The 17922-nt window shown below is 43.4% G+C and carries 16 protein-coding genes; 3 read left to right on the forward strand and 13 right to left on the reverse strand.

The genetic code is table 11. From position 1 onward, the window contains the following. Positions 1-55: 55 nt before the first annotated feature. Together BLQ81_RS16845 and BLQ81_RS16850 are read left to right on the forward strand one after the other, a co-directional pair. Positions 56-1393 carry a metal-dependent hydrolase family protein gene (locus BLQ81_RS16845; RefSeq protein ID WP_092732470.1) on the forward strand — a complete coding sequence of 446 codons (1338 nt, stop codon included), beginning with the start codon at positions 56-58 and terminating at the stop codon, positions 1391-1393. Positions 1394-1824: 431 nt separating this feature from the next. Further along, on the forward strand, positions 1825-2229 hold the full coding sequence (locus BLQ81_RS16850; RefSeq protein ID WP_092732473.1) for a hypothetical protein: 405 nt from the start codon (positions 1825-1827) through the stop codon (positions 2227-2229). Positions 2230-2499: 270 nt separating this feature from the next. Here the strand turns inward: BLQ81_RS16850 and BLQ81_RS16855 are convergent, their stop codons facing one another. Together BLQ81_RS16855 and BLQ81_RS16860 are read right to left on the reverse strand one after the other, a co-directional pair. After that, the gene (locus tag BLQ81_RS16855) at positions 2500-3843 is read right to left on the reverse strand and encodes a Gfo/Idh/MocA family protein (protein ID WP_092732476.1); all 1344 of its coding nucleotides are present in this window, start codon (positions 3841-3843) and stop codon (positions 2500-2502) included. Between the two features lie 92 nt (positions 3844-3935). After that, complete coding sequence (locus BLQ81_RS16860; protein ID WP_175454259.1) at positions 3936-4703, reverse strand: 3-keto-disaccharide hydrolase; 768 nt, start codon at positions 4701-4703, stop codon at positions 3936-3938. Between the two features lie 132 nt (positions 4704-4835). On the opposite strand from BLQ81_RS16860, the gene BLQ81_RS16865 reads away from it, so the two are divergent. After that, positions 4836-7379 (forward strand): M14 family zinc carboxypeptidase, encoded by a 2544-nt coding sequence (locus tag BLQ81_RS16865; RefSeq protein ID WP_092732586.1) that lies wholly within the window; start codon positions 4836-4838, stop codon positions 7377-7379. Between the two features lie 232 nt (positions 7380-7611). Here BLQ81_RS16865 and BLQ81_RS16870 read toward each other — a convergent pair whose 3' ends face one another. The 11 genes from BLQ81_RS16870 to BLQ81_RS16920 all read right to left on the reverse strand — a co-directional run bounded on the left by BLQ81_RS16870 (position 7612) and on the right by BLQ81_RS16920 (position 17841). Continuing rightward, positions 7612-8019 carry an energy transducer TonB gene (locus tag BLQ81_RS16870; RefSeq protein WP_092732482.1) on the reverse strand — a complete coding sequence of 136 codons (408 nt, stop codon included), beginning with the start codon at positions 8017-8019 and terminating at the stop codon, positions 7612-7614. 58 nt (positions 8020-8077) lie between these two features. Continuing rightward, positions 8078-8581 (reverse strand): energy transducer TonB, encoded by a 504-nt coding sequence (locus tag BLQ81_RS16875; protein ID WP_092732485.1) that lies wholly within the window; start codon positions 8579-8581, stop codon positions 8078-8080. A gap of 110 nt (positions 8582-8691) precedes the next feature. Next, positions 8692-9459, reverse strand: coding sequence for an energy transducer TonB (locus tag BLQ81_RS16880; RefSeq protein ID WP_092732488.1), 768 nt, complete (start codon positions 9457-9459; stop codon positions 8692-8694). 140 nt (positions 9460-9599) lie between these two features. Further along, entirely contained in the window at positions 9600-11054 is a 1455-nt protein-coding gene (locus BLQ81_RS16885; protein ID WP_092732491.1) for a M56 family metallopeptidase, read from the reverse strand. After that, a complete protein-coding gene (locus BLQ81_RS16890) occupies positions 11054-11425 on the reverse strand; it encodes a BlaI/MecI/CopY family transcriptional regulator (protein WP_092732494.1) in 372 nt (123 codons plus the stop codon). Before BLQ81_RS16890 ends, BLQ81_RS16885 begins: the two co-directional genes overlap by 1 nt. Before the next feature lie 238 nt (positions 11426-11663). After that, positions 11664-12713: an ACR3 family arsenite efflux transporter gene (gene arsB, locus BLQ81_RS16895; RefSeq protein WP_092732497.1), complete on the reverse strand. Its 1050-nt coding sequence runs from the start codon at positions 12711-12713 to the stop codon at positions 11664-11666. Further along, the gene (locus BLQ81_RS16900; protein WP_092732499.1) at positions 12710-13333 is read right to left on the reverse strand and encodes a low molecular weight phosphatase family protein; all 624 of its coding nucleotides are present in this window, start codon (positions 13331-13333) and stop codon (positions 12710-12712) included. Before BLQ81_RS16900 ends, arsB begins: the two co-directional genes overlap by 4 nt. Positions 13334-13351: 18 nt before the next feature. Then, a complete protein-coding gene (locus tag BLQ81_RS16905; RefSeq protein ID WP_092732502.1) occupies positions 13352-13822 on the reverse strand; it encodes a DUF6428 family protein in 471 nt (156 codons plus the stop codon). A 46-nt stretch (positions 13823-13868) separates the two neighbouring features. Then, positions 13869-14207, reverse strand: a complete 339-nt coding sequence (locus tag BLQ81_RS16910) for an ArsR/SmtB family transcription factor (protein WP_092732505.1) — start codon at positions 14205-14207, stop codon at positions 13869-13871. 303 nt (positions 14208-14510) lie between these two features. Continuing rightward, positions 14511-15347: a DUF4249 family protein gene (locus BLQ81_RS16915; RefSeq protein ID WP_092732508.1), complete on the reverse strand. Its 837-nt coding sequence runs from the start codon at positions 15345-15347 to the stop codon at positions 14511-14513. A gap of 103 nt (positions 15348-15450) precedes the next feature. After that, entirely contained in the window at positions 15451-17841 is a 2391-nt protein-coding gene (locus BLQ81_RS16920; RefSeq protein ID WP_245693293.1) for a TonB-dependent receptor, read from the reverse strand. Positions 17842-17922 lie beyond the last annotated feature (81 nt).

The following is a 17922-nucleotide window of genomic DNA, read 5'->3' on the forward strand; positions in this document are numbered from 1 at the left end:
AGAATTGCGGATAATCACATAAAACAAAATTCAACCTCAGCAAAAACCCATTTTTATGAAAACTTTTAAACCATCCCTCTGGATTCTTACGCTGGTTTTGGTCGCTCTTTCTCAAAACCTGTTCGCTCAAACCAAAACCCTCTTGATCAACAATGTGGAGATTTTCAATGGAACAGATGAAAAAACAATCCTAGGGAACATTCTGATCGAAGGAAACACCATCTCCAAGATTTCCACCGCTCCAATCCCGACCAACAAGAGCGCCAACGTACAAATCATTGATGGCAAGGGAAAATTTCTAATGCCGGGTTTGATTGATGCACACTATCACGCCATGTTTTCAAGCCTTTCCCAAATCGCCTTGTTGACCTCAAATATTGGTTTTGTCAACTTAGTGGCCGGGAAAAATGCCGAAAACTTGTTGATGAAGGGATTTACCAGCATCCGGGATTTGGGTGGGCCGGTCTTCGGTTTGAAACAGGCGATCGACAACAAAGTAATCCCCGGGCCGAGAATCTGGCCTTCAGGTGCCTTTATTTCCCAAACGGGTGGTCACGGAGATTTCCGCCTTCCCAATGAAATTCCATCAGATCCCTCCAACGGTTTGACCTATGCCGAGCGAATCAATGCCGCCGCAATTGCCGATAGCCCGGATGCGGTCAGACTTCGTGCCCGGGAGCAATTGATGCTCGGGGCCAGCCAAATCAAGCTGATGGCGGGGGGTGGTGTTTCCTCTATTTATGACCCCCTAGATGTAACCCAGTACACCGAAGCCGAGATCAGGGCCGCGGTGGAAGCTGCGGAAAATTGGGGCACCTACGTCACCGTCCATGCCTATACGCCCAGAGCGATTCAGCAGGCGATCCGTGCCGGAGTCAAATGCATCGATCACGGACAGCTGATCGATGAGGAGACGGTGAAAATGATGGTAGAAAAAGACGTGATCTGGAGTTTGCAGCCTTTTGTAGATGAAGGGGATAAAGGAGTCTTAAGTCCTGAAAGTCGTGCAAAGCAACTGGAAATGTATCAGGGAACGGATACAGCCTTTGAGTTGGCCAAAAAGTACAACATGAAAATAGCCTATGGCACCGATGTGCTGTTTGATGCCCAAAAGGCTGCACAGCCTGGGCTTCAACTTGTGAAAATGAAGCGTTGGTTTAGCAACTTTCAAATCCTCCAAATGGCCACTGTAAACAATGCCCAACTGCTTGAACTTTCGGGCAAAAGAAGTCCTTATTCCGGCAAATTGGGAGTGATAGCAGAAGGAGCTTTGGCAGATTTGATTTTGGTGGATGGAAATTTGATCCAAAATCTGGAATTGATCACCGAACCGGAAAAAAACATCATGATGGTCATGAAGGATGGAGTGATTTATAAAAATATGCTGAAGTAAAAGGTGTATTGTTGGAATCGATGAGGAGTTGTAAGGGTGAGTGATCTATGAGGATAATGACAAGAGCGATGGCTCGAAATACAAAGGCGTCGGTGGAGCTATTGGTTATCGTTTTTACCACGGGTTTTGGTTCGACTTCGCTCACCAACAACACACTAGTTTATTGAGAAATTAGACCATTATAAGGTTCGGTTATGAAATTATCGATGCGCTTAAATAACCTTAGCTCCTTGCATGTGGCACTGAACCTTTGCGTGCCTTGGTGTTCTTCGTGGCTTAAAACAAACATCAATTTACACTGCCTTTGACTAACCTGAAACCTTCTATTTAAAAATCATTAATAACCGGATACTATTGTTCCCGTTAGGTAATTGTATGCCGGATTCAGTAATCAAATAAAGGACTTTCCGACATTTTTAATTATCATAACTATGGACATTAAATTCACAGAATCCGAACTTCAATTTTTGTCGAAATCATACGGAGACGAAAATATTCAGCTTGATTTCACCGATACCAATGAGTTTACAATCCATCATCCGAAAGCAAAAATCCCCTGTGAAATCATAGCCTTTACTTCCCGATCTATCCGGATTCAATACAAGTTGGGTTTTTTCAAAAATCTAATCGTAAATATGTTTGTGAATTTTGAGCTTGAAGGAATAATTTGGGACAAAAGGGAAAAGTATTTTGATATTCATCCCTTTTCCTTCCTTCCGGAGAAAGAGAGACTGGCAACGAAGGATTTTAGAATTGATGCGATTTCTCTTGAGCCCGGTTCCTTTGAAATCACCTTGGGCATCATGCCTGAAAAAAGTCTGAATGACCAATTTTGATTGTGATTTTTTTGTGCAGGAAAAATCGTAATTTCTTCAGAGGGCTTCAAATATTACAACTATCGCTCAACGTTGCCAAAGCCCCGTATTTCGTATTTCGTACTTATCCAGAAAGATTGCTTCGCTCCTTCGTCGCTCGCAATGACGTTTCTTCCTCTCAATCACGAAAAAGCCCTCCAAACATCTTCAGAGGGCTCGTATTTCGTACTTCAAATTTCGTATCTGCAAAAAGATTGCTTCTCCAGATGAAAAATCGGGATCGCAATGACGCTATACTTTCGGCACTTTCCAGCCATTGTGATAATTAGCCTTCATCAGCTGATTGGCTTCTGAATCGGTAAACATGTTTTTTCCAGCATCCCAATGGATCTTCTTGCCAGTCTTGTAAGCAATATTACCCATTTGGGCATTGATCGCAGCAACCGAACCGGTTTGAATCGCGCACTTTAGCAGTTTGGGATCATTGGCAGTCATCGCTTCCACAAAGTTCACAGTGTGAAGATCAAGCGCGGATGGACCCTGAGGTCGAGTATGTGGCACCTCCTCAATCTTGTTTTTACGTTGACCATCCACATTTTCAGTTTCGGGAATCACTTTCCAGCCTCCCCGGTTTACGACCAAAGTTGCATTGTTGCCGATAAAGGCTATTCCTTCCGTGGTGCCGTAGTTGCCACCATCGATACCGGTGGCATGTTCCCACAACATATTGAATCCTTCGTATTCATACACCGTCTGTAGCGTATCAGGAGTTTCGGACGCGTCATCCGGATAGGCAAATTTCCCGCCGGAGGCCATCACTGACTTAGGTGCACTGACTCCCATTGCATACAGTGCAATGTCAATTTCATGAACGCCCCAATCTGTCATCAGTCCACCTGCATAGTCCCAAAACCAGCGGAAGTTGAAATGAAAGCGGTTAGCATTGAATTCCCTTTTGGGTGCTGGCCCGAGCCACATGTCATAATCGACTCCAGCTGGTGCAGGGCCGTTAGGAACTACCGGCACGGGCTTCATCCAACCCTGATATGCCCAGCATTTTACCAGACGAATCTGACCGAGTTTTCCCGATTTTACATATTGGATAGCTTCGTCATACTGGGAACCTGAACGCTGCCACTGTCCTACTTGGACGATTTTGCCGTAGCGTTCCTGGGCTTTCACCATGATTTGGCACTCTTCAATAGTATTTGCTATCGGCTTCTCGACATAAACATGCTTTCCTGCAGACACCGCATCCACCATATTCAGGCAATGCCAGTGGTCTGGAGTTCCTACAATCACCACGTCGATATCCTTGTCTTCCAGCATTTTTCGGTAGTCCTTGTATTGCTTGGGACGGGTACCCCGCAATTTGAAAACATCCTCTGAGCGCTGATCGAGTACACTTTGATCCACATCACAAAGAGCCACACAGTTGACTTGAGGGATTTTAAGATTCGCATTCATGTTGGACCAGCCCATTCCTTTACAGCCAATGAGGCCATAATTGATTTGGTCATTGGGCCCAATGGTTCGGGTAAATTTTCCGAAATCTGCAGCGGTCAGGATTGAGGGCATGCTCAATCCAGCTCCCAGCAGCATTGTGTTTTGTATAAATCGTCTTCTTGAAGTCATTTGGTTATTTAGTTATTGGGTTGAGAGTTATTTATTAGTCCATAGTCTGGTAGTCCATGGACCATGGTCTATCAACTATGGACTGCACAAAATCAAAGTGGTCTGACCCAAATATTTCTGAATCGTACCGGATTGCCGTGATCCTGCAATTTGATTGGCAATGCATCTGCATGAGCCATATAATTCGGAATTCCAATATACTCGGTTGGGCCTCGGAGGATCACATTGTTTTGAACCAATACTCCGTTGATCAACACAGTGACAGTAGCAGGGGAAGTCACCATTCCATTTTTGTCAAAGCGAGGAGCTTTGAAGATTATGTCATAGTAGTTCCACTCGCCCGGTGCCCGCAGCGGATTCACCAAAGGAGGATGTTGCTTGTAGATACTTCCAGCCTGTCCGTTGGTGTAGGTTTTACTTTCGTAGGAGTCCAATATCTGAACTTCATACATTCCCATCAGGAAAAACCCGGAATTTCCACGGCCCTGACCTTCACCTACAATCTCAGTAGGTGCGGACCATTCAATGTGATATTGGGCATCACCGAAAGCAAGCTTGGACTGAATGTCTCCTTTTCCTTTGGCCACGACCAGTTCTCCCTTTTCGACGGTCCACTGTGCAGGACTTGAACCGTCTTTTGCACTTACAAAACCATTCAGATTTGAACCGTCAAACAGGACAATCGCATCAGATGGTGGTGCGGTGTTGTTGGCACCGGGAGTGATTTTCGGAGGAACAGGCGTGTAAAATTCTGTGGCCTGAGGTGGTAACTTTGGCGGGGTATGCTCCTGTGCCAGGGATAAAGAACTTACAGAAAGCCCCATAGCGAGTAAAGCGAAAGCATGTAGTTGCTTAGTCATACAATAGATTATTTTAGGTAATGAATGTTATCCCGATAAATTACAGGAAAAAAGCCGTGAATCGGAAAGCCGTTGATGGATTTTTGCTGGAAAAGCCCGATTCATTTTTTACTTTTCAGAAAATTAGCCACCATGCAAAAAACCGTTCTCTCACTGATTTTCACCCTTTTTCTCGGTCAACTCGCCTTCGCTCAGGAGGAGTATTATTTTCCCGGGGAAAAATTTGATCCTGCCATCCCCTCACCTTCCCAGTTTCTGGGCTACCCTGTGGGCGACTGGCATACCCGCTATGACCTGATAGTGAAGTATTTCGAAAAGCTGGATCAACTCAGCCCTCTCGCCCTACTTCAGACTATAGGCTATACTCATGAGCATCGCCCCAAAGTCATTCTGACCATTGCTTCGGCTGTAAACATGGGAAATCTGGAACAAATCAGGTTGAAGCAAATCCAACTCGCAGATCCTAGCCAGCCCAAACCTGATGTGAATGCCATGCCCTCCATCGTTCATTTAGGCTATGGTGTCCATGGAAATGAACCTTCTTCGGCAGAGGCTGCGATGCTGACAGCCTATTGGTTTTTGGCTTCCCAATCTGATCTGGCCAAAAATCTTCGGGAAAATATGGTCCTGCACATCGATCCCACTTTAAATCCTGACGGTCGAGACCGCCACAGTCTTTGGGCCAATTCCAACAAAGGCTTCCCTCCTGTGGCAAGTCCTTTGGACAGAGAACACAATGAAGCTTGGCCGGGCGGCAGAACCAACCACTACTGGTTTGACCTCAACCGGGATTGGTTGCCACTTGCGCATCCTGAATCACGCGTAAAAGTAGATTGGTATCATCAGTGGTATCCCAATGTCACTACGGACTTCCATGAAATGGGCACCAACAGCACTTTTTTCTTTGAGCCAACCAAGCCTTTTGGTTCTGAAAACCCTGTAGTACCCAGAAAGAATTACGACGACCTCAATCCGCGCTTTGCCAAGTATTTTGCCAAATACATGGATCAGATCGGAGCCTTATACTGGACCAAAGAGGTCTTTGACAACAGCTATCCTGGCTACGGATCAACCTATCCCGACATTCATGGAGGATTGGGATTGGTATTTGAGACGGCAAGTTCGAGAGGTCATGTCCAAAACAGTCAACGGGGTGACATTACCTTTGCCTTTACCATCAGAAATCACGTGGTTAACTCCTTGGCAACCATGGAAGCGGCTTTGGATAATCGGGTGTATATGCACGACTACTTGCGTGAATTCTTTGAAACTGCAGTCGCCGAAGGAGGAAAAGATGCTGCTAAAAGCTATGTTTTCGGAGATGAATTTGATGAAAGCAGAAACCGGCTTTTCACCAAGTTTTTGCTGGATCACAAGATCAAAGTCTATGAAAACTCAGCAGATGTGACTGTTTCCGGTCAAGCGTTCAAAAAAGGTAAATCCTGGGTTGTACCGACTAATCAGCCTCAGTACCGCATGGTACGAACCATGTTTGAATATGAAAAAAAGTTTGCCGACTCGGTATTTTATGATGCTTCGGCTTGGACCATGGCAGCAGCTTATGGGATGCCATTTTCGGCAGCCACAGGTGCAAAATCAGGTTCAGAGATCAAAGCAGTTTCAATCCCGAATTTCACTTTTCCTGAGGGAAAAGCTTACGCTTACCTGATCGACTGGTCTGACTTCTATGCCCCAAAAATGCTTTTTGAAATGCAGAAAGCGGGAATTCATGTGGAGTCGGTGCATCGCCCTTTTTCCTCCCAAACTCAGGACGGAGTAGTAAGTTTCTCTTCAGGTACCCTGATGATTCCCATGGGTTTCCAAAAACTGAAAGCAGAGGAGCTTGCTACAAAATTGAAAGAACTGGCTGCTAAAAACGGACAAAAAATCTATGCCGTTCAGACGGGTTTGAACGTGACTGGAATCGATTTGGGATCGAATTCTGTTTCTGCCATTCAGGCACCAAAAGTTCTGATGCCTGTGGGTACAGGAATCAATTCTCTTGAGGCAGGTGAAATCTGGAATCTAATGGATCAGCACTTGGGTATGCCGATTACCAAAGTAAATATGGAGCAATTTGGACGGGTAAATCTCCACGAATACAATACCCTGATCCTGCCTTCTGGCAATTACAATTCACTTTCCGAGTCACAGGTCAATCACCTGAAAGACTGGATTAACCGGGGAGGGACGGTCATTTCCTTGAAAAACGCCTCACTTTGGCTAAACCAAAAAGGCATCACGAAAGAAGTAGCTGTGGAATTGAAGGATGAACCCAAGGATCCGGATTCGCTTCCATTCAATACCCGAAATGATTTCGAAGGTGCCAAAGAAGTCGGTGGAAGTATTTATTTGGCCGAACTGGATTTGACTCACCCGATTGCCTATGGCTATCATCGCAAAAATCTTCCAGTCTATCGCAATACGGATATCTTTATCAAGCCATCTGCTGACAAGTACCTGACTCCGGTAAAATATACTGCCAACCCGCATTTGGGCGGATACATCTCCAAAACCAATCTGGAAAAGCTGAAGCTAAGTGCAGGGGTCATTATCTCTTCAGTGGGCCAAGGCAGAGTGGTTCATTTCTTTGACAGTCCAAATTTCCGGGGAACTTGGTTTGGAACGAATAAACTGTTCCTAAATGCAATTTTCCATGGGGATAATATGGATTGAAACGATTTCGGAATTGGGATTTCGGATTTCGGGATATAAAATTTAAATAAGCCGTTGAGCGGAAGTTCAGCGGCTTTTTTTTCTTTAAAACAATAGAATTCCTCACCTTAAATTTTATTTATACACTCAATCTTGCACTTTAATTGGATTCAACTAACAGATAGAATTATAAAGAGAATAAAAAAACCTCAAAACGAATCGCTTTGAGGCTTCATTGATCTTAAAGGCTTGCCTAAAGTTTGAATTGAACAGGCAATCTCATCTGCACAGCAACAGGTTTACCATCCAACTTTCCCGGAGTCCATTTCCCACTTTCCCTGACCATTCGGTGGGCTTCTTCATCACATCCTCCCCCGATTCCTCTGAGAATGGCAACTTCATCCACACTGCCGTCCTCCCGTACAATAAACGAAACTGCTACCATGCCTTCAATGCCTTTCTCTTTAGCCAAGGCAGGATACTTCATATTTTCCTGGAAGTATTTGATAAAAGACTCCATACTTCCGCCGGGGGGAACTGGCATATCCGGAACTACCTGATAAACCCCTTCAATTTTGGACATCGTGACTTGCGCTTCAAGCTTGGAAATAAATCCAAAAAACAGCAAGGTAATAAGCGAAAACAGAATTTTAATCTTCATAACGATTTGATGTATTGGTGAGTAATTTGGTTTAGAATTCAAATAAACAGCAAGTGATTTAGCTCAGTTTGAATCGGATAGGCAGTCGCATTCGGCAATTGACTATCCGATCTTTTTGCATTGCAGGCTCCCACTTGGGAGAGTTTTGGACGACACGAAGTGCTTCTTCATCCGCACCACCTCCAATTCCTCTGAGGATTTCGGGATTGGAAACAGATCCATCGGAATTGACGACAAACACAACGATCACCGTTCCTTCAATGCCCATGCTTTTAGCCTCGGCAGGATAAGTGACGTTCGCTTTTAGATAATCATTCCAACCGGCCATGCCTCCGGGAGGAATGGGCTGAACTTCCGTTACGTCAAAGATTTCGTTTCCGTCTTTTGCGACGTTATTCACCCTTGCCAGAATATTGGATGGTCCGATACTTTGTTTGGCTTCAACTTGGGTGGGTCCTTCGATTTCCGGCTCTGTAGCAATGTCGCAAGATACCGACAGGATGATCAGGCATATTGCCGGAATCCATACCATTCTGTTGATTTTCAATTCATTGATTTTCATAATTGTGTTATTTATTGGTTAAAATTTGAAAAGACATTCCAGGCTTTTGGATATATTCCAAAAGAACTAAGAGTTTATAAATTAAATTGATTTTTAGACTGGGCTTGGAGTTATTTGGCTTGATAACCAACCACTGTTACATGCTTCCCAAACCTATCCGCAATTGCTTTCTCGTTTTGCTGCTTTGGTGAGGAGACTCCAGGATCTACCGCTATGACAAACCGAATCGGTAGACTTAATTGAGTGGTAACGGCTTGACCACCTTTTATTGCTGGCTCCCAATCTGGTCCTTCAGCTATGATTCTGACAGCCTCCTGATCACAGCCCCCGCCAATTCCTCTTATGATTTCTACATTTGCTACTGTCCCATCCTCTTTTATCTTAAAACCGACAATAACAGTACCTTGGGTATTAGCTTCTCTGGCAGTTTGTGGATATTTGATATTTTTTGATAGGTAGCGATTCCATTCTTCAATTCCTTCGGAGGGTGTTGGCAATTGGTCTACCTTGTCATGAACCATAAAGCCCGCCTCTGAAAGTTGGAATTTTACTTCGGGTTTTAAAGTGATTTTAAATTCAGTCTTATCAGAAACCAAAATCTCTTTGGTTTCCAAATCGATGAAAGTCACCACAAGTACAGCGTCGGATGAAGGAACCGTTAGCCAAAAATTTCCATCCATGTTGGTGACAGTACCCGAAGTAGTGCCTTTAATTAAAATTGAAGCGCCTCTTACGATTTTGTCATCCTGATCTACTACGCTTCCCTTAATTTTGATTCCTTCACTGATTTTTTGGGCAAAAGAATCCGAAAAAATCGCCATAGAGCCAAAAAGCAACAAACAGAAATATGATAATCTAATTGACAGTAAAGCTTTCATTGGAATTTTGGTTTAGTTTAAAGTTAGTTTTCAGTGATTGCTGAAAAGTTTTTTTAAGCAATCAATAGGTTTAATCAGAGAACAACTATTTATTTATTTTTTTATTTTCATTATTTATTTTAGGTCTTTCTTGCACATTTTCAAAAATCGGTTGGGAGTTTGCCAATGAATTCAGATTCCATCAGCTGTTTATAGGGAAGAAATTGATCAAGATAAGCGGTCACTTGAATTTCCTGCAATTGGACTACTTGAGTCGGAATGTTCTTCTCTGTTAATTTTGCTGTCTCACTTGCCGAATTAGTCGAGGAGGCCAATTTAAACCGAATCGGTAATCTCATTCGGGTATTTACTAGCTTCCCTCTTTGCCTTCCAGGCTCCCATCTAGGAGCATTTTGGACAACACGCATTGCCTCTTCGTCTGCCCCTCCTCCAATACCCCGAAGAATTTCCACATCATGGATAGACCCATCAGTTTTGATCACAAATACGACGATTACTGTCCCCTCAATCCCCATTCTTCTAGCCTGAAAGGGATATTGAAGATTTTTAGCCAAATACTGATTCCATCCGCTCATACCCCCCGGAGGATTGGGCTGCTGCTCCACTACGTCAAATATTTGATCAGCAACTAAAGGTTTATAAACTGGATTTTCTAATGACAATTCCTCCAGATTTTGAACATCATCCGGAACTTCTATCACTTGATCGAAATCAATCAATGTAGAGAGCTGAGGTTCCAAGTCTTGCCTTTCGCAGGAAAATACCAACACCAGCAAGCCTATAACAGGTATAAGCGTCAGAAAGCGAAGTTTTTGCCAATGCGCAGATTGAGATTTTCCCAACATTATGATCCGCTTCTTGGTCTGAAACTGATTGAAATTATTCATAAACTGCCAGCCCGGCTTGGCTGTGATTAATTTCAGGAGTAAAGTCGCGTACTCTTTTGGACCATAAGAAAATGTAACACCCTGATCCGCCTGATATTCATGCACCTCACGAAGCGAATTCTCGAAAAGGTAAATCAGCGGGTTGAACCAAAAGAACACTTTGGCGAAGTTCACCAACAACAAATCCCAGCTGTGACGTAGTCTGACATGCATGGATTCATGGAGGATGATCTGTTTTTGCTCAGTGTTCTCCGGATCAAAATCCGGCATCAGAATGTAATCGAAAAATGAGGCGGGTACAAACTCAGGATGGATTGCGATGTAATGCTTGTTGTAGTAGATTTTTTTGGCATTTCCGATTTGTCTTTGGGACACCATAAAGCCAAAAATCAATCTGGCAGCCGTAAAAACTACTCCTACCAAATAAACACCAATCAATAGTTGACTCCAGGAAAACCAGCGGCTCCCGACTTCAGCGACCTGATCTCCCACCTGAAAGACCGGCAAAGTCATTTCTGTAATTTCTGGCCCCAGATCAAAAAACTCAAGTCTAAGCAAAGGGATAAACCCTGACAGGATCAGAAGGCCAAGAAGGATTGACCTATTCCAGGAGAAAAAGGTCAATCCACTCAGCAACACCCTATAGATTACCAAGGAAATTCCCAGACAAATGGAAACTTCTACCAGATAAATCAATAGCGCGTTCATTACTTCTTGGTGTTATCCATGTTGTCAATCATTTTCTTCAGTTCTTTCACTTCCTTTTCGGAAATGCTTTTTTCCTTGACCATGAATGACAGGAAATTACCAACTGACCCACCAAAAAAGTGCGTCACCAATCTGTTAAAGCTCTTTTTGCTGTAATCTTCCTGATTGACAGCTGGCTTGTAAATATTTACCGTACCGTACATCCGATGGGTGAGATAACCTTTTCGTTCGATGTTTTTAATCGTAGACGCTAAGGTGGTGTAGGGTGGCTTTGGATCAGGCAATTGATCCAACACATCTCTGATCAACAATTCTCCCTGATTCCAGAAGATTGACATGATCTGTTCTTCGTTTTGGTTAAGTTCTTCCATAATTGAAAGGTAAAAAAGAGAAATATATTTTCCTACGCTTTTTTCGTATTTCTACGACTCAGGTTTTACAATTTCAATTTGAAGCGTTTTGAGCAGGATTTTACCTGAATTTTTTTTAAAAAAATCAGACTTCCTTCACAGATCTAAAAAGCCTTGGATGGCATTACAGCCTAAAATGACAAATCAGACCAAGCCCCATTCTCAGCAAAAGAGCTTGATCTGATCTTAAAACAAATTCCTATGCGCCTTTGGGATAGTACTTTTTTTTCCAGCTGTATGCCACTCTGACCAACAAGATCAAAGCCGGAACCTCTACCAAAGGACCGATCACTCCCGCAAAAGCCTGTCCCGAACTCAATCCAAATACCGCAATCGCCACAGCTATCGCCAACTCGAAGTTGTTTCCGGCAGCAGTAAAGGAAACCGCCGCATTTTGATCATAAGGGGCTCCCATGGCTTTGCTAAAAAAGAATCCCAGGACAAACATGATCAGAAAATAAATCACTAGTGGAATAGCTATCCTGACTACATCCATGGGAATCGTCACGATCAACTCTCCTTTTAGGGAAAACATAACCAGAATCGTGAATAGCAAAGCAATCAGCGTAATTGGGCCGATTTTAGGCAAAAAGACACTTGTATACCACTCTTCACTTTTCAACTTTGGTAAAATCAGTCGACTCAGCAATCCCGCGAGAAATGGAATCCCAAGGTAAATCGCCACACTTTCGGCAATAACCCCAATCGAAATATCCACAATAGCCCCTTCAAATCCGAAATAAGGAGGCAGTACCGTAATGAACAGCCAAGCATAAAAGCTGTAGCCAAAAACCTGGAAGATGCTGTTGAGTGCTACCAGTCCAGCACCGTATTCCGAACTTCCCTCAGCCAGATCATTCCATACCAAAACCATCGCAATGCATCTGGCCAAGCCGATCAGGATCAACCCAACCATATATTCCGGATAATCACTCAGGAACGTAATCGCCAGAACGAACATTAGAATCGGCCCGACAATCCAGTTTAGGATCAGAGAAATGCTCAAAATTTTGACATTTTTGAAGACCTTCGGAAGCAGTCTATAATCCACTTTTGCCAAAGGCGGATACATCATCAGAATCAAACCAATCGCGATGGGAATATTGGTCGTTCCCGAACTCATCGAATCGATTACATTGCTGGACTGTGGAAAAAAATATCCCAACCCAACTCCAATAGCCATGGCCAAAAAAATCCAAAGCGTCAGGTATTGGTCCAGAAATCCCAGTTTCTTTTTAGCAACTGTCATAGCCTTTCCTTCACTTTTTGGAAGATCAAAAACAGCTCCGCTCCTATCTGATGGGAACGTTCTGTGTACATTTTCTCCTCCAGATCTGTCCCGTCAAATGCCTTGGGGTCTTCAAAACGCAATGGAATACGTTTCTCTGTTCCCGGAATAAATGGACAATTCTCATCCGCATGATCACAGGTCATCACTGCTGCAAAACCCGTGGTCGGATTGATCGGATCATCATAGACTTTTGAAAAAGTGACGATGGGTTCGGATTCCTCTCCATGAAAAACAAAATAAACGGGATTAGCCTCTCCCTTTTGAACTAACTTGAATCCGTCGCGCCGGATTGCTTCCACTGCACGCTCATTGAATGCGGTCACCTCTACCCCACCGGAGTAGCAGAATGCTTCTATTCCATGATAATCCGCGGCTGTTTGAGCCCAAATCTGAGAAAACTGGCTCCTGCGACTGTTGTGGGTACAGATAAAATTTAATCGGACCGCTTCCTTTGCATTGATTTTACCTAAAATATAATCCACCATGGACTCGATTACAGGCATTCGCTCCACAGGGATTTGAGAAATCGGCAAGAAGGAAATAGTTTCCACCAGGGCCGGATAAAAAGAGTTTTTCATAAATAACCTATGGGATTTTTAACAGCAACCTGAACCGGGTGCACAAGAAGATTCTGAAGCAGAAAGAATCGATAATCTAACTTTCGGTTTTTGGGCAGGAATACCACACTTGTCTTTGGCAAGGCAGTCTGTCATTTTATTGGTTAGGGTAAAAACTCCTCCGTTAAATTCCAGACCGTATTTACCAATAGTGTCCCCTTGGTATTCCACCTCTACTTCCAAATCTTCCAAACCTAGCACACGCTCAGAAAGCTGAATAATGTCGAGTAACTTTTTTGCGCCCAACCGATGATCGTAGTCTCCGTCTTCCCAAAGCTGGAAATTGACAGTTTTTTCGTCCCGCAGAGTTCCTCCGCAGTCAATAAACCGCTTATTGACCTGTCCTACTTCTGTAATGTGAAAATGAGCTGGAACAGGGGTGCCATTCGGAAGAAGGAATGTCAAATGACTCAATTGAGGAAGCCGGGATTTGATTTCTGAGAGTTTCATGATACTTAGTTTATTGCAATATTACGATGGATGAATTCAAATTTTTTTAGCAGCAATTATTGGATTCACAGGAATTATTCAACTGATCAAACAGTCCGTTGAAAAGGCCCTGTACCAGCTCCCACTTTTCAGAATTGATGCAATAGCTGATCGAAACTCCTTCAATTGAACCTTTGATCAAACCTATTTCCTTCAGTTCCCGCAGATGCTGGGAAATTGTCGCCTGAGCGAGCCCAAGTTCCTGTACCAAAGTACCGTTGATGCAGCTTTTGGTTTTGGCCAAATACTGCAGAATGGCGATTCTAGCCGGGTGAGCAAAGGCTTTGGCTATAAGAGCCAACTCATTTTGTTCAGCTGTGAACAGATTTGTTTTAGTGATTCCCATAATTACATTGCAATATTGCGATGAAAAGAATTTACTAAACGAATTTGAAGGAAGTATTTTTTATTTTTTTTTTCCAGGAATTATTTCCAACCTGAGGTTTGAACTTCAGACAATATGTGTATTCAGTAAGATGCACATACCCAAATAATGGCAGGATTCAGTTCTAATTGAATGTGCTGTGGACTGTTGACAGTCGTCTGTGGACGTGTTGCATAGGAAATACCCCAAATCTAATTCACGTGCATCAGTGCGCACATATTAGGCAATTATTATCTCCGGTCTCCGGTCTTCTGTCTTCCATTCTTAATCGTATTTCGCCTGAATCAGAATTGTTCTGGTCAAAACTGGGGAAACTACGAAATAACCCAAAACTTCAGGCCTTCCTGCCACCACTCGGATATTGGTTTTGGGGTTTTGAGGAGGAGGGCTAAAAAGTCCACCATCATTGAATAAGAGATTGACCAGTTGATTCAGGTAGTCAAAGGCATCCCTGTTAAGCCTAAAAAGCTCCAATCTGACCCGGTCATTTTCTTGGAAAGTATAGCCCAATTCCAGCCCTTTTTCAAAAAAACCCAATCCAAACGTATCATCAAAAAGCAAATAATCCCCCCGCTGATTTTTAAGCGTATCGTTCTCTATGACCCGGATCCTATAATTATTGTTTTCCTTAAATGGAATTTTCCCGAATACTTTGACGTAAAATCCCTCATCCCGGAAAGGTCGCTTTTCTTCAAACCTCCAGGTAACACTGTCAACTTTTGGAGGTTCGAGCATCACTCCTTCGGCCCGGTAAATGTTTTCTCTCCATCTTATATGCAGCTGATAAGTTTCACCCACAACGGCCCTTTCCAAAGGATTCCGTGGTCTGTAAGATTTGGAACCGCCAAGGAATACAAAGGGTATCACTTTTTCAGTTCCGGGGATAGTTACAAAAACTTCAGCATCCGAAATCACCTCCACTTTAGTAGAGTCATAATAATCCTTGGAAAGGGTCATTTTCACCTCATTAAAGATCCCCTGATCTGTCCAATAGGCTTCAATTGTAGGAACCAACTCTGATTTGGCTCCTAGGTCCAAAATCACTTCCTCCTGACATGACCAAAACAAAACAGCGATAACTATTCCCGTTAGCCTTTTCATGGATGTATATTTTTTTTGAAAGTTATTCCTAATGCCAAGGGGATAAATCTCGATTTGCAACTATTCATTTTGCTATACGGTGCCTGCAGCTTATTCGAGTTCATCAGAATTGGAAATTATAGGTAATGGATGGCAGAAAGGTAAATAGGTAAGTCATCACCACTCCAGGTCGGGATGAAATGATTTCACCGTCTGTATTTGGATTGAAATTGATGTCATTATTATAAATCTGCCTGAATTCATACGCAAAAGGATTTTTTCGACCATAAAGATTATAAATACTGAAGTTCCAACTGCCCCGCCACTTCCGCCCTTTATCGGCATTTTTCCAAGTAACTGAGGCATCCACCCGATGGTAATCCGGAAACCGATCCAAGTTTCGCAATTCAGAATACAGCGGGACTGACTGATTATCTACTCTATAGGATCCGATAGGATAGGATACCGCCTGACCGGTCGTGTACACAAAAACCAACCCAGCAGACCAACTTGGCGAAAACTCATGATTCAACACCAAAGTCACATCATTTGGCCGGTCAAACCGCGGATTGTATGCCAGGTTTTGACTTACTCCTTCTATCTTTCTCCAAGTTCGGGACCAGGTATAAGCCAGCCATCCGGTAGTTTTGCCGATGTTTTTTCGAAGCAAAAACTCCGTTCCATAGGCCCATCCTTCGCCTGACAACAATTCCATTTCCACTTTGTCGGTAAATAGAACCTGCGCACCATTCCGCAAATCGATGACATTTTCCAGCTTTTTATAATATCCTTCGACGGATAGCTCCCAACGATTTTGGTTAATATTATGAAACAGGCCAAGGGAGATCTGATCACTTTTTACGGGTTCAATATACCTCCCAGACAATATCCATCGGTCAATCGGCAATCCAGCAGAGCTGTTTGAGGCAATTTGAATGTATTGGAAATTTCGGTTGTAGGCTGTTTTGACTGTGAAATAGTCCGTGATTCGGTAGCGAAAAGCAAGGCGGGGCTCCAGTCCCTGATAGAATTGCATATTTTCAAATCTGCCAAAATTCAGGGAATCAATTATTTTGGCCTCCGGCGCGGGTTTCCCGGCTTCATACAGGTAATCTACCCCCTTGCCCACTTGATTGAAAAGGCCCCACCTCAATCCCCCCTCCACACTCAGTTTGGGAGAAAGCTCATAATTGGCACTGATAAACAGGTTATTCAAAAGTCCGTTTTTTGGGTTGGTGGCAATTGGCTCTATCGCACTTTCCGGTGCGGGATCAAGATCGACCGGTGAAAAATGATAATACTGAGAATGAAGCCCCCAATTCACCTGGAGTCTTGAATTAGGCAAGGCAGTCCAAATGGCTTTTATTCCGGATTCAGATAATTGGTTGGTCCATTCAAATCCGTTTTCCGGATCATCAAATTCCACACTATAGCTATATCGGGAATGATAGGCTTGAAGATCAAAAAAGAACTTTTCTGAACTTACCCTATTCCAATTCAATGCGCTCACCCAATTGGTCCACCCTAAACCAAAAGCTTCATCCAAACCCAAAAAATCACTGCCTTGGTAACTGGAAATGGAAATTTTGTCTTTTTCTCCCAAAATAAAGGACAACTTCCCACTCAAATCATGGAAACTAAGTTTGTTGTTTCTGATATTTTCATCGGATGCCAGCCGAAGAAAAAGGTCTGCGTAAGTACGTCTTCCGCTGAGGATAAAGCTAGAATTTTTACCAAAAAGCGGTCCATCTACCGTCAATCTGGAAGAAATACTCCCTATTCCCCCCTCGCCCCGGATTTGCTGATTATTTCCTTCCCGCAAAGAGACATCGATCAAAGAAGCAGCTCGTCCACCAAAGGAAGCGGGCATATTTCCTTTATATAGATCGACACTTTTCAGTCCGTCAGGGTTAAAAACCGAAAATATTCCAAAAAAATGGGAGGGATTAAAGACCGGAGCACCATCCAATTGAACCAGGTTTTGATCAGCCGATCCCCCTCTGACAAATAGCCCTGTGGTCCCCTCACCTGCAGTCTGGACTCCGGGGAGGAGCTGAAGGCTTCGCAGCAAATCCACCTCACCGAATAGTGCGGGTATGTTTTTTATCGTTTCTATCGGGACAGTGGCCTTACCCATCTCCATGTTTTTCAGTTGCTCGTCCGGTCTTCGCTCCTGAATGATGATCTCATCCAGAGACATTTCTTCGGGTTTTAGAAAAAAACGAATGAGCTTTTCCACGTCTTTGGGATTGATTACCCGGACCGAAGGTGCGAAACCGACATAAGAAATCACCAATTTACTAGGAAGGGAAACCAGTGTTAATTCAAACTTCCCCTCCAAATCCGTGATGACTCCTTCATTACTCTTCCCTTCCCAATACACGCTTGCACCGATGAGTGGCCCAGAAGTACTAACATCCAAAACTTGACCCGAAATCATTCTTTGGTCCTGAGAATAAGCCCGATAACAGATACCGGTCAGTAAAAACAGTGTCAGAACTCTGAAAAGGGACATACAGGAGTGATTGAAACAGAACATGAATGGCGAACGGTCACTGAAAATTAATGTTTGTTAATTCTGCCAAAAGTTTCATTG

This window comes from Algoriphagus alkaliphilus, assembly GCF_900103735.1.
Classification (GTDB): domain Bacteria; phylum Bacteroidota; class Bacteroidia; order Cytophagales; family Cyclobacteriaceae; genus Algoriphagus; species Algoriphagus alkaliphilus.